The organism is Aneurinibacillus tyrosinisolvens (assembly GCF_001015055.1).
Lineage (GTDB): Bacteria > Bacillota > Bacilli > Aneurinibacillales > Aneurinibacillaceae > Aneurinibacillus_A > Aneurinibacillus_A tyrosinisolvens.
The window spans coordinates 102,042-119,903 of the sequence record NZ_BBWZ01000005.1; the positions used below are offsets into that span (position 1 = coordinate 102,042).

15 protein-coding genes and 1 pseudogene are annotated in these 17,862 nt (G+C 47.5%); all 16 read left to right on the top strand.

Going from position 1 to position 17,862, the window contains the following annotated elements; translation table 11 throughout:
- Positions 1-18: 18 nt before the first annotated feature.
- The 16 genes and pseudogenes from MBEAL2_RS06690 to sigE all read left to right on the top strand — a co-directional run bounded on the left by MBEAL2_RS06690 (position 19) and on the right by sigE (position 17,761).
- Positions 19-1,935 (top strand): stage V sporulation protein D, encoded by a 1,917-nt coding sequence (locus MBEAL2_RS06690; protein ID WP_047151549.1) that lies wholly within the window; start codon positions 19-21, stop codon positions 1,933-1,935.
- An 81-nt stretch (positions 1,936-2,016) separates the two neighbouring features.
- Complete coding sequence (locus MBEAL2_RS06695) at positions 2,017-3,498, top strand: UDP-N-acetylmuramoyl-L-alanyl-D-glutamate--2,6-diaminopimelate ligase (protein ID WP_047151550.1); 1,482 nt, start codon at positions 2,017-2,019, stop codon at positions 3,496-3,498.
- 31 nt (positions 3,499-3,529) lie between these two features.
- The gene (gene mraY, locus MBEAL2_RS06700) at positions 3,530-4,492 is read left to right on the top strand and encodes a phospho-N-acetylmuramoyl-pentapeptide-transferase (RefSeq protein ID WP_047151551.1); all 963 of its coding nucleotides are present in this window, start codon (positions 3,530-3,532) and stop codon (positions 4,490-4,492) included.
- Positions 4,492-5,913, top strand: a complete 1,422-nt coding sequence (gene murD, locus MBEAL2_RS06705; protein WP_047151552.1) for a UDP-N-acetylmuramoyl-L-alanine--D-glutamate ligase — start codon at positions 4,492-4,494, stop codon at positions 5,911-5,913. The genes mraY and murD overlap by 1 nt, the downstream gene beginning before the upstream one ends.
- Before the next feature lie 85 nt (positions 5,914-5,998).
- Positions 5,999-7,090 carry a stage V sporulation protein E gene (spoVE, locus tag MBEAL2_RS06710; protein ID WP_047151703.1) on the top strand — a complete coding sequence of 364 codons (1,092 nt, stop codon included), beginning with the start codon at positions 5,999-6,001 and terminating at the stop codon, positions 7,088-7,090.
- A 62-nt stretch (positions 7,091-7,152) separates the two neighbouring features.
- The gene (murG, locus tag MBEAL2_RS06715) at positions 7,153-8,253 is read left to right on the top strand and encodes an undecaprenyldiphospho-muramoylpentapeptide beta-N-acetylglucosaminyltransferase (protein ID WP_047151553.1); all 1,101 of its coding nucleotides are present in this window, start codon (positions 7,153-7,155) and stop codon (positions 8,251-8,253) included.
- Positions 8,254-8,348: 95 nt separating this feature from the next.
- Complete coding sequence (gene murB / locus MBEAL2_RS06720; RefSeq protein WP_047151554.1) at positions 8,349-9,254, top strand: UDP-N-acetylmuramate dehydrogenase; 906 nt, start codon at positions 8,349-8,351, stop codon at positions 9,252-9,254.
- A 14-nt stretch (positions 9,255-9,268) separates the two neighbouring features.
- A pseudogene (gene murA, locus MBEAL2_RS06725) lies at positions 9,269-10,521 on the top strand (UDP-N-acetylglucosamine 1-carboxyvinyltransferase).
- Between the two features lie 110 nt (positions 10,522-10,631).
- Entirely contained in the window at positions 10,632-11,405 is a 774-nt protein-coding gene (locus MBEAL2_RS06730) for a cell division protein FtsQ/DivIB (protein ID WP_047151555.1), read from the top strand.
- On the top strand, positions 11,389-12,141 hold the full coding sequence (locus MBEAL2_RS06735) for a DUF881 domain-containing protein (RefSeq protein ID WP_047151556.1): 753 nt from the start codon (positions 11,389-11,391) through the stop codon (positions 12,139-12,141). Before MBEAL2_RS06730 ends, MBEAL2_RS06735 begins: the two co-directional genes overlap by 17 nt.
- 24 nt (positions 12,142-12,165) lie before the next feature.
- The gene (locus MBEAL2_RS06740) at positions 12,166-12,900 is read left to right on the top strand and encodes a DUF881 domain-containing protein (protein ID WP_047151557.1); all 735 of its coding nucleotides are present in this window, start codon (positions 12,166-12,168) and stop codon (positions 12,898-12,900) included.
- Between the two features lie 4 nt (positions 12,901-12,904).
- Positions 12,905-13,267, top strand: coding sequence for a small basic family protein (locus tag MBEAL2_RS06745; protein WP_047151558.1), 363 nt, complete (start codon positions 12,905-12,907; stop codon positions 13,265-13,267).
- A 118-nt stretch (positions 13,268-13,385) separates the two neighbouring features.
- Positions 13,386-14,663, top strand: a complete 1,278-nt coding sequence (gene ftsA, locus MBEAL2_RS06750; protein ID WP_047151559.1) for a cell division protein FtsA — start codon at positions 13,386-13,388, stop codon at positions 14,661-14,663.
- A gap of 36 nt (positions 14,664-14,699) precedes the next feature.
- Positions 14,700-15,863 carry a cell division protein FtsZ gene (gene ftsZ / locus MBEAL2_RS06755; RefSeq protein ID WP_047151560.1) on the top strand — a complete coding sequence of 388 codons (1,164 nt, stop codon included), beginning with the start codon at positions 14,700-14,702 and terminating at the stop codon, positions 15,861-15,863.
- A 219-nt stretch (positions 15,864-16,082) separates the two neighbouring features.
- Positions 16,083-17,015 (top strand): sigma-E processing peptidase SpoIIGA, encoded by a 933-nt coding sequence (gene spoIIGA, locus MBEAL2_RS06760; protein ID WP_047151561.1) that lies wholly within the window; start codon positions 16,083-16,085, stop codon positions 17,013-17,015.
- Between the two features lie 23 nt (positions 17,016-17,038).
- Positions 17,039-17,761, top strand: coding sequence for an RNA polymerase sporulation sigma factor SigE (gene sigE / locus MBEAL2_RS06765; RefSeq protein WP_047151562.1), 723 nt, complete (start codon positions 17,039-17,041; stop codon positions 17,759-17,761).
- Positions 17,762-17,862 lie beyond the last annotated feature (101 nt).

Sequence of the window (17,862 nt, forward strand, 5' to 3'; positions counted from 1 at the left end):
TTGAGGAGGAGAAAGACATTGCGTGTATCAGGAGTTACAGTTAGACGTCGGATTTTTGTTTCTTTACTGCTCGGATTTCTGCTTTTTTTGCTGCTGATCACGCGCCTCGGTTATGTTCAGATCTGGAAAGGGACCTGGCTTACTAAAAACGCGGAGAACTTATGGGGCCGCGATATTCAGTTTGAAGCAAAACGGGGACAGATTTTTGATCGCAATGGGGAGCTGCTCGCCTATGACATCAGTGTCCCTTCCATCATGGCTATTCCGGCACAGATTAAAGACCGTGCTGGTACCGCACGGAAGCTTTCCAAGATACTCGGCGTTAGCGAAACGGAAATATTCAAAAAGATAAGCAAGAGCAGCCGGCTGGAGAGAGTTCCTGGCGGACGGAAGGTGTCAAAGGAGACGGCCGATAAAATCCTGGCTCTTAATTTACCGGGAATCCAGGTGGCTGAAGACAGTCAGCGTTACTATCCAAAAGGGGCCTTTGCCGCTCATATCCTCGGCTTTACAGGAATAGAGAACCAGGGGCTTACAGGGGTGGAGCGGATTTACAATAAACAGCTGGAAGGAAAACCGGGCCATATTTCTTTTCTCTCTAACGCTAAAGGAGAGCGGATGGTGGGAGAAGCGGAGAAGTTCACTCCGCCGATGGACGGAAAGGATTTGCATCTGACGATCGATGCGAATATCCAGGCCATCATCGAACGTGAACTCGATCAGGCAATGACCGTTTACCAGCCGGATGATGCGCTAACGATCGCATTCTCCCCAAAAACCGGTGAGGTTCTCGGGATGGCAAGCCGGCCCGATTACGATCCGGGCCATTATAAAGATTACCCCGTAGAAACTTTTAACCGGAATCTGCCTGTGTGGAAGACATACGAACCAGGTTCTACCTTCAAAATTATTACCCTCGCAGCGGCACTTGAAGACAAAAAGGTAGATTTAGAAAAGGATTCGTTCGATGATCCTGGTTATATAAAGGTTGCCGGGGCGAACCTGCGCTGCTGGAAGCGCGGCGGCCATGGGCACCAAACATTTCTTCAGGGAGTGGAAAACTCCTGCAACCCCGGCTTTGTTCTTCTTGGCCAGCGTTTGGGCAAGGAGAGGCTGTTCCATTACATTAAAGACTTCGGATTTGGAAAAAGAACGGGAATCGACATGCTCGGGGAAGAAAACGGCGTGCTGTTCTCCCTCAAACGTGTAGGCCCTGTTGAACTGGCGACAACTTCCTTCGGACAGGGGGTATCGGTAACCCCGATTCAGCAAGTACAGGCTGTAGCAGCTGCGATTAATGGCGGGAAGCTGATGAAGCCATACCTTGCCAAATCATGGAACGACCCGGAAACGGGAAAAGTCATCCAGGAGAACAAACCCCAAATGGTACGGCAGGTCATTTCCCCTGAAACGTCCGCCAAAGTCCGCACCGCACTCGAAAGTGTTGTAGCAAACGGGACGGGGGGAAACGCCTATATTGACGGGTACCGTGTAGGCGGAAAAACCGGTACAGCGCAGATCGTAGAGAACGGAGTATATTCAAAGAGCAAGCACATCGTTTCCTTTATTGGTTTTGCGCCTGCAGATGATCCGCAAATCCTTGTTTATACGGCAATCAATAACCCGAGAGGCATTCAGTTCGGCGGTGTGGTTGCTGCGCCAATCGTGCGGAATATAATGGATTCCGCGCTGCGGTATATGAAAGTCCCCCCAAGAACAAGCAGCCAGATGGAGAAAAAATACAAATATCCGAATAAAAAAATTGTGCAAATTCCGAATCTTGTCGGAATGGAAAGAGAAGAAATCGTAAATAATTACTACACTTTCCCGCTTGACATTGCCGGTACTGGTAAGAAGGTCTCGTATCAATCTCCGCAACCGGGCGCGCGGGTAGAGGAGGGGGCAACCATTCGTGTCTATCTGGGTGACAAATAAGAAAAAGAGCATTACAATAAATGCTGGTGTTTATTTTAAACGAAGAGCGGGTGACCGCTAAACGAAAGAAGGAGAAAGAGGATGCAGCTAGGTCATTTGCTCGCTGTGCTTACCCTGTGGCACACGCAGGGAGATGTAGATATAGAAATTACAGGAATCCAGGTAGATTCAAGAAAAGTGAAGCCGGGTGACTTGTTTGTTTGTTTACCCGGTTTTACGGTTGACGGCCACGAGTATGCAGAGAAAGCCGTAGCAGCTGGCGCTTCAGCCGTATTGGCACAGCGGGAAATCCACGTCGGTGTGCCGGCCATATATGTTCCGGATACGAAGCGGGCACTGGCGATCCTCGCCGATCAATTTTACGGGCAGCCTACCCGCGAACTGAAAGTCATCGGCGTAACGGGAACGAATGGAAAAACAACGACGACACATTTAATTGAGCGCATTCTTAGCGAAGCGGGGCATAAGACAGGAATTATTGGAACGATAGAAATGCGTCTGGAAGAAGAGGCAGTAGAGGTAAAGAATACGACTCCTGAGGCACACGATCTGCAGCAGGCTTTTCGCTGGATGCGGAACAGTGGGGCGGAATATGCGGCAATTGAAGTATCCTCGCACGCGCTCGATATGGGCCGTGTGCGCGGCATTCAATTCTCTACCGCTGTATTCACAAATCTAACGCAGGATCATCTTGATTATCATGAAACGATGGAAAAATATTTGTATGCTAAGGGGCTATTGTTTTCCCAGCTTGGCAATGAGTATGATAGGAAGCGGATGAAGTTTGCTGTAATAAACGCGGATGATCCAGCCAGTGAAATGCTGTTCAAATACACTGCCGCCCAGGTAATTACATATGGGATTAACAAGGAAGCAGACATGCGCGCCCATGACATTTCCATTACTGCGGAAGGAACCCGGCTGCGTGTGGAAACCTTCAAGGGAAGCGTCGACTTAAAACTAAAAGTCATCGGTAATTTCAATGTTTATAATACGCTGGCTGCTCTGTCTGTCTGTCTGCTTGAGGGAATACCTCTGGAACAAATCCGGGACTCGCTTGAAAGGATAGAAGGAGTAAGAGGCCGCTTTGAGAGGCTTGATGCCGGGCAGAATTACACCGTAATCGTTGACTATGCCCATACGCCTGACAGCCTTGAGAATGTCCTTAAAACGATCGGTGAATTTGCAAAAGGAAAGGTGTACTGTATCGTAGGCTGTGGAGGGGATCGGGATAAAACCAAGCGTCCGCTTATGGCGTCCATCGCAGCGAAATACGCCGATATGGCAATCATTACATCAGATAACCCGCGCTCTGAGGAACCAGAAGCCATTATTAATGATATGGTGGCCGGGCTGACAAAAGACGGCGTAGATACGAAGAGATATAGGGCGATTACCGATCGGAGAGAAGCGATTCGGTTTGCCATTGGGCAGGCAAATAAAGAGGACGTTGTTCTTATTGCGGGAAAGGGCCATGAAACATATCAAATACTAAAAGATAAAACCATTCATTTTGATGATAAAGAAGAGGCACACCAAGCCATACTAGAAAAAGGCAAATAATGTGTGGAGAGAATAGAAAGGAGGATGCGGAATGCTTGTACGAGTCTTATTCTTTTCCATTGCCGCAGCTTTTCTTATAGCTGTATTAATCGCTCCACTCTTCATCCCCATCCTGAGACGTTTGAAGTTTGGTCAGGCAATTAGAGAAGAAGGGCCGCAGGGCCACCAGAAAAAGGCGGGAACCCCGACGATGGGGGGCATTATTATCCTGCTTGCCCTTACGTTCACGGTCCTTAAATTTGCGAATCAGTCAACAGAAATTTTCCTTCTACTGTTTATTACGCTCGGGTACGGGCTTATCGGATTTCTTGATGATTTCATTAAAATCGCGTTAAAACGCAATTTAGGACTAACCGCAAAGCAAAAGTTATTTGGCCAGCTTGTTATTGGAGCTGTGTTTTACTATGTGCTGGCTAAAAACGGATATGATACGACCGTATCGATTCCCGGAACGAAGTGGGGGATTGATCTCGGCTGGCTTTACCTGCCGCTTGTGATAGTCATGACGATTGGAGCATCCAACGGGGTCAACCTGACAGATGGGCTTGACGGCCTGCTCGCGGGAACGAGCGCGATCGCTTTTAGCGCTTATGCGATTATCGCCTGGATGGGCAGCCAGATGAACGTTGCGATTTTCTCGGCCTCTGTTGTGGGTGCGGTGCTTGGCTTCCTCGTATTCAATGCCCATCCGGCCAAAGTGTTCATGGGTGATACCGGTTCGCTCGCTTTAGGGGGAGCGCTGGCGGGAATTGCGATTTTGACAAAAACAGAAATTCTCCTGGTCATTATCGGAGGTGTGTTCGTCATGGAAACACTTTCCGTTATCATCCAGGTAATATCATTTAAAACTCGAAAAAAGCGAGTGTTTCGTATGAGTCCTCTCCACCATCATTATGAACTGGGTGGGTGGTCAGAGTGGCGCGTTGTTGTCACGTTCTGGCTGGCAGGGCTGCTGTGCGCGAGTTTGGGAGTTTATATTGGGGTGTTAAGCTAATGACAATTGATAAAGGTAAAGAACGATATAACGGAAAGAACATTGCTGTATTAGGTCTGGCGAAAAGCGGTGCCGCCGTTGCCCGGGTGTTGAAAGCGTGCGGGGCGAATGTGCTTGTAAATGATATGAAACCGAGAAGCGAATGTCCGGCCGCGGAAGAACTGGAAAGGGAAGGGATCCGGGTTATTTGTGGCGAACACCCTGCTAACCTGCCGGATGAAACAATTGACATGGTCGTTAAAAACCCGGGGATTCCCTACACATCTCCACCAGTGCAGCGGGCGCTGGCTCTTGGCATTCCAGTCGTAACAGAAGTAGAGATTGCTTACCATTTGTCGGATGCACCGATTATTGGGATTACAGGTTCTAACGGCAAGACGACAACAACCACGCTTCTGGGGCGTATTTTTGAAGAAGGAAACCGTTCTCCTGTCGTTGCCGGAAATATCGGTACACCTCTGAGCGAGCAGGCTGTTTGTGTCCAGGCAGGGCAGGTGCTGATCGCGGAACTCAGCAGCTTTCAATTAAAGGGAACGCAGGATTTTCATCCTTCCATTGCCTGCCTGCTGAATGTATACGATGCACATCTGGATTACCATAAGACAAAGGAAGATTACGTATATAGCAAAAGCAGGCTGTTTGCGAATCAGGGCGCGGAAGATGTTGCTGTCCTTAACTATGACAATGCGATCTGCCGTGGGCTTGAGCCGAGTATTCGTTCAACGGTTCTCTGGTTTAGTTCTGCGGGGGAGGTAGAACAGGGCAGCTATATTGAGAATGGCGATGTGGTGTTTAGGCGTCCGCAGTCGGGTCCCCTGTCCGAACGCCTGGCGGATGCTGCTCCTGTGGAGAAAATCATAGCCGTGGATGACGTAGCGCTTCCCGGCCTTCATAATTTGGAGAACGTGCTGGCTGCTGTTTGTATGGCACGGGCGGCAGGCGTTGCTCCTGACACCATTCGTTCGGTTCTTGCTACTTTCGCCGGAGTTGAACACCGGCTTGAATTTGTTGCCGACGTTGACGGGGTAAAATATTATAATGATTCTAAAGCAACGAATCCAGAAGCATCTAGCCGGGCGATTATGTCTTTTACAGCGCCGATCGTATTGATTGCCGGGGGATTGGACCGGGGAATCGACTTCAAAGAACTTGTTCCTCTTTTGAAAAAGCATGTAAAAGCCATGATTACATATGGACAAACAGCAGAAAAATTGTTGGCAAGAGGCCAGGAGGCAGGGATTAACAACTGCAAGCGCGTCGATACTGTTACTGATGCGGTTGCTGAAGCCCACCTGATGGCTCAATCGGGAGACATTGTATTATTATCGCCGGCCTGTGCAAGCTGGGATATGTATACGTCCTTTGAAGAGCGGGGAAGCATGTTTAAGCAATCCGTGCATAAGCTTAAAACAAGCCGATAACCGCTGTTTGAAGGTTTAATCGAATCAGGTGATTGAACGGACATGCATGCGGGAAGGCAAATCCTGTGCTGTAGAGGTGTTTTGCTTGACAAAGGCCCGTTCGACTCCTGATTTTATTATTGTTATTGTCACATTTGTTCTCCTTGCCATCGGAGTGGTCATGGTATACAGTTCAAGTGCCGTGGTTGCTGCACAGAAAGGAGACCCTTTCTTCTTCACGAAGCGGCAGCTTATTTTTGCCATTCTTGGGATTGTGTCTATGTTTGTTATGATGAACATCGATTACTGGGTGTGGAAAAAATGGGCGAAAACAGGACTGATTATTTGCTTTGTGCTGCTCGTTGTTGTTTTAATCATCGGCAAAGAAGTGAACGGGGCGAAAAGCTGGCTTGGTGTAGGTGCGTTTGGGATCCAGCCCGCCGAGTTCACGAAACTTGGCATGGCGGTTTTTCTCGCGAAATGGCTATCAGATAACCAAAAAAAGCTGGACTCCTTTATGCGAGGGCTGGTGCCTACGCTTGGCATTGTGTGCCTTGCGTTTGGCATGATTATGCTTCAGCCGGATCTGGGTACGGGAACGGTACTGCTCGGCACGTCGGTTCTTATGATTTTTATTGCCGGAGCGAGAATGAGGCATTTGTTTGGACTGGGGCTTCTTGGTGTGGCAGGATTTGCCGGCCTTATCCTTGCGGCGCCATATCGGATGAAGCGTATCACCGCCTTCATTGATCCCTGGCAGGACCCGCTCGGTGCAGGCTACCAGTTGATTCAATCGCTATACGCCATCGGGCCTGGCGGAATTATGGGCCTTGGCATCGGAATGAGCCGGCAGAAATTTTTGTACCTTCCCGAGCCGTATAACGATTTTATTTTTTCTATTCTTGCGGAAGAATTAGGATTTATCGGAGGAACGACCGTTCTTCTTTTGTTCCTGCTTTTGCTCTGGCGGGGGATGAGAATTGCCATCACAGCTCCTGATTTGTTTGGCAGCCTGCTTGCTGTAGGGATTATAGGCATGGTAGCCATTCAGGTCGTCATTAATGTAGGGGTTGTAACAGGCATGTTCCCTGTTACAGGAATTACCCTTCCGTTTCTTAGCTATGGGGGCTCGTCTTTAACATTAATGCTTACAGGGATAGGAGTTCTTCTTAATATTTCCCGTTATTCGAGAGCATAGGAGAATTGGTTTTATAGAAATAGAAAAATAGAGAAGCGAATCATAGATTGGTGGTAAATACGATGAAAATTGTAATTAGTGGAGGAGGGACCGGAGGGCATATTTATCCAGCCCTCGCCCTGATTAAAGAAATAAAACGCCATGAACCCGATTCACAAGTATTGTATATCGGCACAGTGAGAGGGCTGGAAGCCGATCTCGTTCCGAAGGAAGGAATTCCTTTTAAGTCCGTTTATATTACCGGATTTAAGCGGAGTCTGTCCTTCGAGAATGTTAAAACGATCGTTCGTTTTATTAAGGCAGCCCGCCGCGCCAGAAAACTGATTAAACAGTTTGCGCCGGACGCGGTAGTTGGGACAGGCGGCTATGTATGCGGGCCTGTGGTATACGCTGCAAGTTCCCTGCGGATTCCGACCCTTATTCATGAACAGAATGTGATTCCAGGTTTAACGAATAAATTTCTTTCCCGCTATGCAACGAGAATTGCTGTTAGCTTTGGGGGTTCTTCCGCTTATTTTCCGAGAGAAAAAACGGTCATAACCGGAAACCCGAGGGCAACGGAAGTGGCAATGGCTGACAGGCGCGCAGGGCTCCTCTCGCTTGGTATCCCGCAGGGGAAAAAGCATGTCTTAATTGTGGGGGGAAGCAGAGGAGCCAGGGCGATTAACGACGCCGTCCTCAATCTAATCCCGCAGTTGCCAGGTTACCCGGATTATCATTTCATTTATGTTACCGGCGATGTACATTACAAGAAAGTAATGACTGTTATTGAGGAGCAGGGCAAAATACCTGACAATATTACAGTCCGGCCTTTTATTTATAATATGCCCGAGGTTTTGGCGGGAACAGATTTAATCGTAAACCGTGCCGGCGCTTCCTTCCTGGCTGAAATTACTTCACTGGGGCTTCCTTCTATTTTAATTCCTTCTCCGTATGTGACAAATAACCATCAGGAGAAAAATGCAAGGTGGCTTGAGGAACAGGGAGCGGCAAGCGTCATCCTGGAAACGGAACTAACATCTGAACGGCTTCTTGATGAGATTGATTCTATCTTAAGCGATTCCGGCAAGGATGCCGGAATGCGAAAAGCGGCAAGGTCCCTCGGCCAACCGGAAGCCGCCGAGCTTGTTTATAAAGAACTAAAAACAATTACGGGTACATAGATGGAACCATGTGGGCGCTGCCGGCATAAATTATCCTAGGCACGTGACCCATTGGAATCCAGAACAACTGCATTTACCAAGAGGGAGGTTCACTTATGCAGAAGCTGATTAAAGAGCTGGAAGAAGCAAACATTGGAACAACGCTTATTGATGAGCCGCTGGCCAATCATACAACATGGAAAATTGGCGGTCCTGCGGATATTCTAATTGAACCGACTGATAAGAATGCGCTTGCCCGCAGTATGAAACTCATATACAAGCATAAGGTTCCCTGGACGGTTTTAGGGCGCGGTTCAAACATGCTTGTACGGGACGGTGGAATACGAGGCGTAGTATTTAAACTGGCTGACGGATTTAATCACCTGAATTTTAACGGGGAAGAGATAGAGGTAGGTGCCGGTTATTCATTTATACGGTTGGCGGTCATGGCAGGGAAAGAGGGGCTGACCGGCCTTGAATTTGCCGGTGGTATTCCCGGTACAGTGGGTGGGGCGGTTTATATGAATGCAGGCGCGCACGGATCCGATGTATCACGAATTCTAAAGCATGCTGAAGTGTTGCTGGAAAATGGTGAATTGGTAACTTTTACACCGGATGATTTGGCATTTCGTTACCGGCATTCGATTTTACAGGAGATAAAAGGCATCGTGACAGGGGCGGTATTTCAGTTGTCCTATGGCGATCGGAAAGAAATTGCCCGCCATATGGCGGAGTATAAAGATCGCAGACGCCATACACAGCCGCTTTCAATGCCCTGCGCCGGGAGTGTTTTTCGCAACCCACCGGGTGATCATGCCGGGCGGCTCATTGAAAGCGCGGGACTGAAAGGGTTCCGCGTCGGCGGTGCGCAAATCTCCGAAAGGCATGCCAATTTTATCGTGAATTGCGGTAATGCAACAGCGCAAGACGTCCTCGACTTGATGGAACAGGCGATGGAAATTGTGGAACAGCGTTTCCAGGTTAAACTTGTTCCTGAAGTGCTGGTGGTGGGCGAGGGGTAAACGGAGGTGAAATTTTGGAGACATTTACGATAGAGGGTGGGTTACCTCTTTCGGGTGAGCTGCGGATTCAAGGCGCTAAAAATGCAGCGCTCCCCATACTGGCAGCAACGGTGCTGGCGGGAGGTGCCTATACCATCTATGATGTTCCCCATCTCTCCGACATCGAAGTTATGCTCGAAATCTTAAAAGCTCTCGGTGCAACATGTGTTCACGAGGCGACTACAGTATACGTTGATACAACATCACTTGCTTCTTATACAGTACCGGAAGAGTTAATGGGTCAAATGCGTTCTTCTATCTTCCTGATGGGGCCATTGCTGGCACGCTTTGGAGAAGTAATACTGTCCCGTCCAGGAGGGTGCGCCATCGGTGAAAGGCGCATTAATCTTCATCTGAAAGGCTTGAGGCGCTCGGTGCCAGGATTGTTGCCGAAGACGGCCTGATTCGCTGTACAGCAGGAAAATTAAAGGGCGGTATGATTTTTCTAGATTATCCAAGTGTGGGAGCAACCGAAAATATCATGATGGCCGCCGTGCGGGCTGAGGGAGAGACGATTTTGTCCAATGCTGCCCGTGAACCGGAAATCATAGATTTGCAAAATTTCTTGAATCGGCTGGGAGCCCGCGTTCGCGGTGCGGGAACGGACCGGATTATTATCGAAGGGGTCCGCCGCCTGCAGTCGGTTGATTATAAAGTAATTCCGGACCGTATTGTTGCCGGGACGATGCTTTTGGCTGCGGCGATCACACGCGGAGAGATTACTTTATATAATACGAACCTGATGCATATGGCTGCATTGCTTGATATTGTTAAACAATGCGGTGTTGAAATCGAACATGGCCATGATATAATTAAAGTCAAAGCGAGCGATTCCTTTCGGGCTGTTGATCGAATTATGACAGCACCTTATCCGGGTTTTCCGACAGATATGCAGGCGCAGACAATGGCCTTTCTGTCTCTTGCGAATGGATGCAGCATTATAAAGGAAACCGTGTTTGATGGCAGATTCAGGCATGTGAATGAACTTGGCCGCCTTGGCGCCGACATTTATGTTGATCTTAATACTGCTTTTATTCGTGGTGTTCCCCGCCTTTCCGGTGCGGTGGTGCAGGCTACAGATTTACGGGCCGGTGCAGCATTGGTCATTGCAGGGCTCGCTGCGGAGGGAGAAACGAAAGTAACGGATGTCTATCACATTGATCGTGGATATGATAGAATCGAAACGCAATTGTCGAGCCTCGGTGCACGCATAAAGCGCCTTTCGTAGAGCAAGCGTAAATTTAACAAGGATTTATGTACACGTGGAGCGGCATATTCATCGTATGCCGCTTTTCTAAGTTTTTAAGATAGTAAGACAAAAAAGCGAGGGAACTTTGTATGGCTAAGATTGAGAAGATTCCGCGCTTGCGCGAAGAAAAAAGGAAGAAAAACACAAACCGCCAGATCCTCGTACTGGTCCTGCTTTTTTTTGTCGTTCTTCTTGTCATTCTTTTTTTTCAATCTTCGATCAGCAGGGTTCAGGATATTACGGTTACAGGTGTGAAATATGTGTCTGATGATGAAGTGATTAAACAATCGCACGTAACGTTTGATATGCAGTTTCTGTTTATAAATTCCGAGCAAGTGGCAGCCTCTATCGTTTCTTCGATTCCGGCGGTTGAAAGCGTGGAAGTAAAGAAGCACTTCCCGGGGAAAGTTGAGCTTCGCGTCAAAGAGCGGCCGCGGGTTGCGCTCTTAATGAACCCTCGGGGAGAACTGTTCCCGGTCACAAATAACGGCTTTGTTCTTAAGGAATATCCTGTAAAGGAAAATGAAATGGACAAGCCGATTATTCGCACATGGCGGGACGAGGGGCTGCTTCCCGAGTTTGCGCAGGAGCTTACTAAGCTGGATTCGAACACCAAGAGCTTAATTTCAGAAATCCATCACCAGCCCGAAGCAAACAATCCGAAGCGGCTTGTCCTTTTTATGAAAGACGGGTTTGAGGTTCACAGCACGATTACGAACTTTGCTGAAAATATGGCCTGGTATCCTTCTTTTGTTCAAACGCTTAAACGCGAAGGAAAAACAGAAGGAATCATTAATATGTCAGAGGTGAAATGGTTTGAACCATACAGGCAGCAGCAAACAGCGAATGAAAAAAAATCTTAGCGTCCGGCGGATTCATGTGTACCTGACACTTGTCCTTCTCATATTTGGCTTCATCGTTGCTTATTCGGTGCAATTCACACAGTATCAGGGGAAATCAGTGGCGGCGCCTACCGATAGCGAGTGGGAAAAGAAAGTGAAATTGAATGAGAAGATTATCCAGGAGAAGGAAGCAAACGACCAGCTGGAAGAAAGACTGCAGAAAATCAGGGTGCAGGTAAGTACGAAAGAAAGGGAACTTTCAGAGAGGCAGGTTGTTTCCAAGCAGGTTCTAAATGAACTGGAGCAGATGAGAATGCAGGCCGGGTTCGTCCCCGTTATCGGGCAGGGGGTCACGGTTACACTGGATGACAGCAAAACCGCGCGGGAATTCAGCAACGTGGCTGACGGTATCGTTCATGATCAAAATATACGCGATGTTGTAAATGAACTGTTTGCTGCAGGAGCTGAAGGAATTGCCGTGAACGATCAGCGGCTGGTGGGCGGTTCAAGCGTTCGCTGTGTCGGTCCTACAGTGATTGTAAATGACAGTAAGCTTGCCCCCCCTTTCGTGGTTTCAGCTATTGGCAACAAGGATACTCTTCTTACCGCGCTTAAAATGCCCGGCGGAGTCATTGACAGCCTGAAGCAGCGGACGATTGAGATCTCCATCAAGGATTCTGAACAGATTGAATTGCCAGGCTATATTGGAGGGACAGGCAAAAATGCTGGGGTTTCACTTCCCCCGACAAAAGGATAAGAAGTTCCGAGGAAGGGATAAAGGATGAAAAATAATCGGCAGGTCCCATTCATAATTACTGTGATAAGTATTATTATTGGTTTCATGCTGGTGCTGCAATACCGCTCCACACAGCCTATTTTCGCAACGGAGAAGCAGGATTTGTTCCAACTGCGGCAAAATCTGCAGAAGGAAATGGAGCACCACCAGAAACTTTTGAATGATATTTCTAAATATGACCAGTTATTGAATGAGTATGAGGCATCCGCAAATGAGGGCAGCAGCTTAAGTGTCATTCAGGATGAATTAAACAGAATAAAGAAAGAGAATGGATTTGCAGATACAAGCGGACCTGGTATAACGATTACGATAGAAGATAATCCGGCAAATGCGATCGCTGATCAGAAGCTCCAATCCCCTGTCATCGATCAGGATTTAACAGATTTGACCAGCCTGCTTTTTGCAAACGGTGCGAAAGCCATCTCGATTAATGGCCACCGGATGATTGTAAATACAGCCATTCGCGTGGTGGGAGAAGGCATTCAAATTGACACGAAGCCCATCAGTATGCCTTATGTGGTGAAAGTCATCGGTGAACCACAAAGCCTTGAGGCGGCACTGAAACTTCCAGGATCCGATCGGGAATCGATGGAAGACTGGTTTCACTTCCTGAATAAGAAGTTTATTATTACAAAAATGGACAATGTACTGGTTCCGGCTTACCGGGGGAACACCAAGACACAGTACATGAAACCCATGGACCATAAAGGAGCGTCGTAACGGTATGTGGCTACCAGTTCTCGGTTTGATTGTTGGCGTTGTGCTTGGCCTTTCTTTTGAATTTCGCGTGCCGATTGAATACAGCAGTTATCTTTCCATTGCGGTGCTAGCTGCTCTGGATACCATTTTTGGCGGCATCCGGGCCTATCTGCAGAACTTTTTTGATATTAAAGTGTTTATGAGCGGTTTCTTTTTTAATACGCTCCTGGCTGCAGGACTTGCTTTCCTTGGCGTATATATGGGGATTGATTTGTACCTTGCCGCCATTTTCGCCTTTGGTGTTCGCTTGTTTAATAACATTGCGGTTATCCGTCGGATTCTAATTGGGCGCTGGTTTGGCGACAAAGAAAACAATTCTGTAATATAACTGCACATTTTTTATAATTTTTCTTTTATAAAAAAAGGGAAACAACATATTGTGTGGAACTAAAATAGGTAGATTACTTTTCATGAATAAATAAGAGGATTGAGGGAGGTGCCAAATCTTGAACAACAATGGCTATATTATCAGCTTAGATATTGGTACATCCAAAGTCAGGGTAATCATTGGAGAGATTAATGGTGGAACCATTAACATCGTTGGCGTCGGAACAGCTGAGTCACAAGGAATCAAAAAAGGCGCGATCGTCGACATTGATGAGACGGTTAAATCGATAAGAGAAGCTGTGGAACAGGCGGAGAGAATGGTGGATGTAACAATCCGCCACGTGATTGTCGGTATTTCCGGAAATCATATTCATCTGCAAGCCAGCCAGGGTGTTGTCGCTGTGTCCAGCGAAAACCGTGAAATTAGTGATGATGATATCGAGCGTGTTATGAAAGCAGCTCAGGTGATTGCCGTTCCTCCTGAAAGGGAAATTATTGATGTCGTTCCCGTTCAATTCATCGTAGACGGCCACGGCGAAATCAATGACCCGCGAGGCATGATGGGTGTTCGTCTTGAGATGGATGGTACGATAATCACGGGAGCCAAAACGGTTATACATAATCTCGTGCGCTGCATAGAACGGGCAGGCTTGTCGATTGCCGGAATGTATCTTATGCCACTCGCATCCAGTGAAATTGCATTGATGAAGGATGAGAAAAATTTAGGTGTTGTTTTAGTGGATATCGGTGCGGGCTCGACAACGGTAGCAGTGTTTGAAATGGGAACATTAACAGCCTTTTCCGTGTTGCCGATCGGAGGGGACCATATTACAAATGATATTGCGATTGGTCTGCGCACTACAACGGAGGAAGCGAAACAAATACAGTTACAAAACGGATGCGCTCTTCTTGAAGAAGCGAGTGATGACGAAGTTTTTCAAGTAAAGCGTATCGGCAGTGATGTGGAGAAAGAATTTTCACAGGTGGAATTAGCCAGTGTGATTGAACCCCGCGCAGCAGAAATTTTCAATTTAGTGGAAGATGAACTTCATCTCCTCGGCTACGATACTACGATTCCGAACGGATTTGTGCTTACAGGAGGCGTCGCGAACATTCCAGGATTGCTGGAGCTCGCACGAATGGAACTGCAGGCGCCTGTCCGTGTAGCCATCCCGGATTATATCGGTGTGAGGGACCCGGCTTATACGACCGGCGTTGGACTCATTAAATATGCTTCGAAATATTATATGAACCGGATGCCGCAGCAACAGGAAGTAAAACCAAGTCAACCGAAAAATACAAGGAAACAAAATGCCGCCCCTAAAGCCCAAAAGGAACAGGGAGAACAGGGTGGAGTCATGAGAAAAGTCAGGGACTGGTTTAGTGAATTCATTTAAGTAAGTTTGCACGATAAGTGAGGGGGACTTTAACACATGTTGGAATTCGACTTGGAAATGGATACAATGGCTCAAATAAAAGTAATCGGCGTCGGCGGCGGCGGCAGCAATGCGGTAAATCGCATGATTGAGGGCGGCATCCAGGGCGTGGAATTCATCGCTGTAAATACGGACTACCAGGCTCTCAATCTTTCCAAGGCTCAAAACAAGCTGCAAATCGGCGGGAAGCTAACCAGGGGACTGGGTGCCGGAGCGAATCCGGACGTAGGAAAGAAGGCGGCAGAAGAAAGCCGTGAGCAGCTGGAACAGGCCCTCCGTGGAGCGGATATGGTGTTCGTTACTGCCGGCATGGGCGGCGGTACGGGTACCGGTGCGGCACCTGTCATCGCTGAAATCGCTAAAGAAATCGGTGCGCTCACGGTCGGCGTTGTTACACGGCCGTTTACATTTGAAGGCCGCAAACGTGCATTGCAGGCAGAAAATGGAATTTCTGCTTTGAAGGAAAAGGTAGATACACTCATTGTCATTCCGAATGACCGGCTGCTTGAAATTGTGGACAAGAACACACCGATGCTGGAAGCGTTTCGTGAAGCAGATAACGTACTGCGTCAGGGTGTGCAGGGAATCTCGGATTTGATTGCCGTTCCAGGATTGATTAACCTCGACTTTGCCGATGTGAAGACCATTATGACGGAAAGAGGCTCGGCGTTAATGGGGATTGGAATTGCAGCCGGTGAAAACCGCGCATCGGAAGCCGCTAAGCGGGCGATTTGCAGTCCGTTGCTTGAGACATCCATCGACGGTGCCCACGGTGTATTAATGAATATTACCGGGGGAGCAAACTTAAGTTTGTATGAAGTAAACGAGGCAGCTGACATTGTAGCATCGGCTTCTGATCCGGAAGTCAATATGATTTTCGGGGCTGTAATTAATGAGAATCTGAAAGAAGAAATTGTTGTAACCGTAATTGCCACGGGCTTTGAATACGCTGGAATGCAAGCCGTTCCGCGCCCGCAGGCACAGCTCGGCGGCAGGGATAAGGATTTGAATACAGGAAACAACGTGAAAAAAGCCCGCCAGCAAACAGTGGCATCGGTGGAAGCGGAAGAACCGCGCATTGAACCGCGGCAAATCCCGGCAAATGGAATGGACAACCTGGATATCCCGACATTCCTTCGCAACCGCCGCCGAAAGAAATAGTTTTTAATAAATTCAAAAACAGCAGAGACTTAAGAAGCTATGGGTTTTTATAGAAACCCATAGCTTTTTTCTGTTGTACGACTTACCACTTGTCACAGTTTGTCTAAAATTATCCGCATATTATGTCTGAATTTTTCATACGATTTAGGGACATTACTCTTTGCATCTGTGTGATAATGAACATACAGGAAGGGTATGGAGAGGAGGCGAAAGAGGGATGTGACAATCTATGCAGATGTAGTCTTCCTTATGAATTTCCTAATTGATTATGGCCTTCTCCTGTTAACGGGGCGGATTTGCAGACAGCCGCTCTATAAAATGCGTTTGTTTCTTTCCTCTTTTTTGGGGGCTGCCTATACTCTCTTTTTGTTTTTTCCGCCGCTATCATTCGCTTACACTTTTCTTTCCAAGTGTCTTTTCTCCTGTGCGATGATTTTGATTGCCTTTCGCTGGGTGCGGATCCGCCATTTTTTTCAATTGCTGCTTGTTTTTTATGCGGTTTCACTATTTATTGCAGGCGGATTGTTCGCCGTTCATTACCTTATGCAGGACAAAACAGAAATAATCAATGGGATTCTTACTACAACACATGCTTCATCCATGCCGGTATCCGGACCGACCCTTCTATTGCTATTGATCGGATTTCCTTTGTTCTGGTGGCTTGCCCGCTTTGGGTATTTCTCTATGAAGGCAAACCGGCAGACCGATGTCCAGTATGTGCAGGTAGAAGTGGAAGTGAACGGCTGCTCCATTACGTGTACCGGGTTTATCGATACAGGAAACCAGCTGTACGATCCGATATCGCGTACTCCTGTAACGATAATGGATATGAATTTATGGAAAGAAGTTTTACCGCCCTCCTTTCCGGATGAACAAAAGATAGAGCAATCCATACTGGAGGGGGAGATCTATGCGCTGGAGGGCGGCTGGACTGAACGCGTAAGGCTTATCCCCTATAAGACCGTATCCAGCCAAATGAGCATTATGCTTGCGATTCGACCTGATAAAGTATGTATACTTGCAGGTGAAAAAAAATATGAGACGAGCAAAATGTTGATAGGGCTTCGTACGGGCATGGTTTCTTCAGATGGAAGCTACCAGGCGATTGTTCACCCGAGGGCGCTGGAAGAAACGCGGGCGCTCGTATCGTAAGGTTTGAAAAAAGGAGGGAGCATATGATAATGAAATTGCGTTTAGTTGCCCAACTGTGGCTGTACCGCTTTCTCATAAAAATCGGAGCGAAAGCAGAAGAGGTGCATTACATCGGGGGAAGTGAGGCTCTGCCGCCGCCTCTGAACCGTGAGGAGGAGGAATACTTATTAAGCAAGCTCCATACGGGAGATGCGGCAATTCGGGCGATGCTAATTGAAAGGAATTTGCGCCTCGTTGTGTACATTGCGCGTAAATTTGAGAATACGGGGATCAACATAGAAGATTTAGTCAGCATTGGAACGATTGGCTTAATAAAGGCGGTTAATACGTTTGACCCCGAAAAAAAAATCAAGCTGGCAACATATGCCTCCCGCTGTATTGAAAATGAAATTCTCATGTTTTTACGAAGGAACAGCAAGGTAAAGTCGGAGGTATCCTTTGATGAGCCGCTAAATATCGACTGGGACGGAAATGAGCTTCTCCTCTCAGATGTTCTGGGAACAGAGAATGATATTATTTATCGGGATTTGGAAGAGCAGGTTGATAAGAAGCTGCTTTACAAAGCACTGGATAAGCTCTCAGACCGGGAGAGAGTCATTATGGAGCTTCGCTTCGGCTTAAATGGAGAAGAAGAAAAGACGCAAAAAGATGTCGCAGATATGCTTGGCATCTCACAGTCATACATCTCCAGGCTTGAGAAAAGAATTATTAAGCGGCTGCAAAAAGAGTTCAACAAGATGCTGTAACTAAGGCAATTATCAGGCAATTCAAAAGGGATTGTCTGGGAATAAGTCTGCATAATTTTCCCCCTCAAGGAGATACTTATCAGTAACGCTGGCTCCTTCAG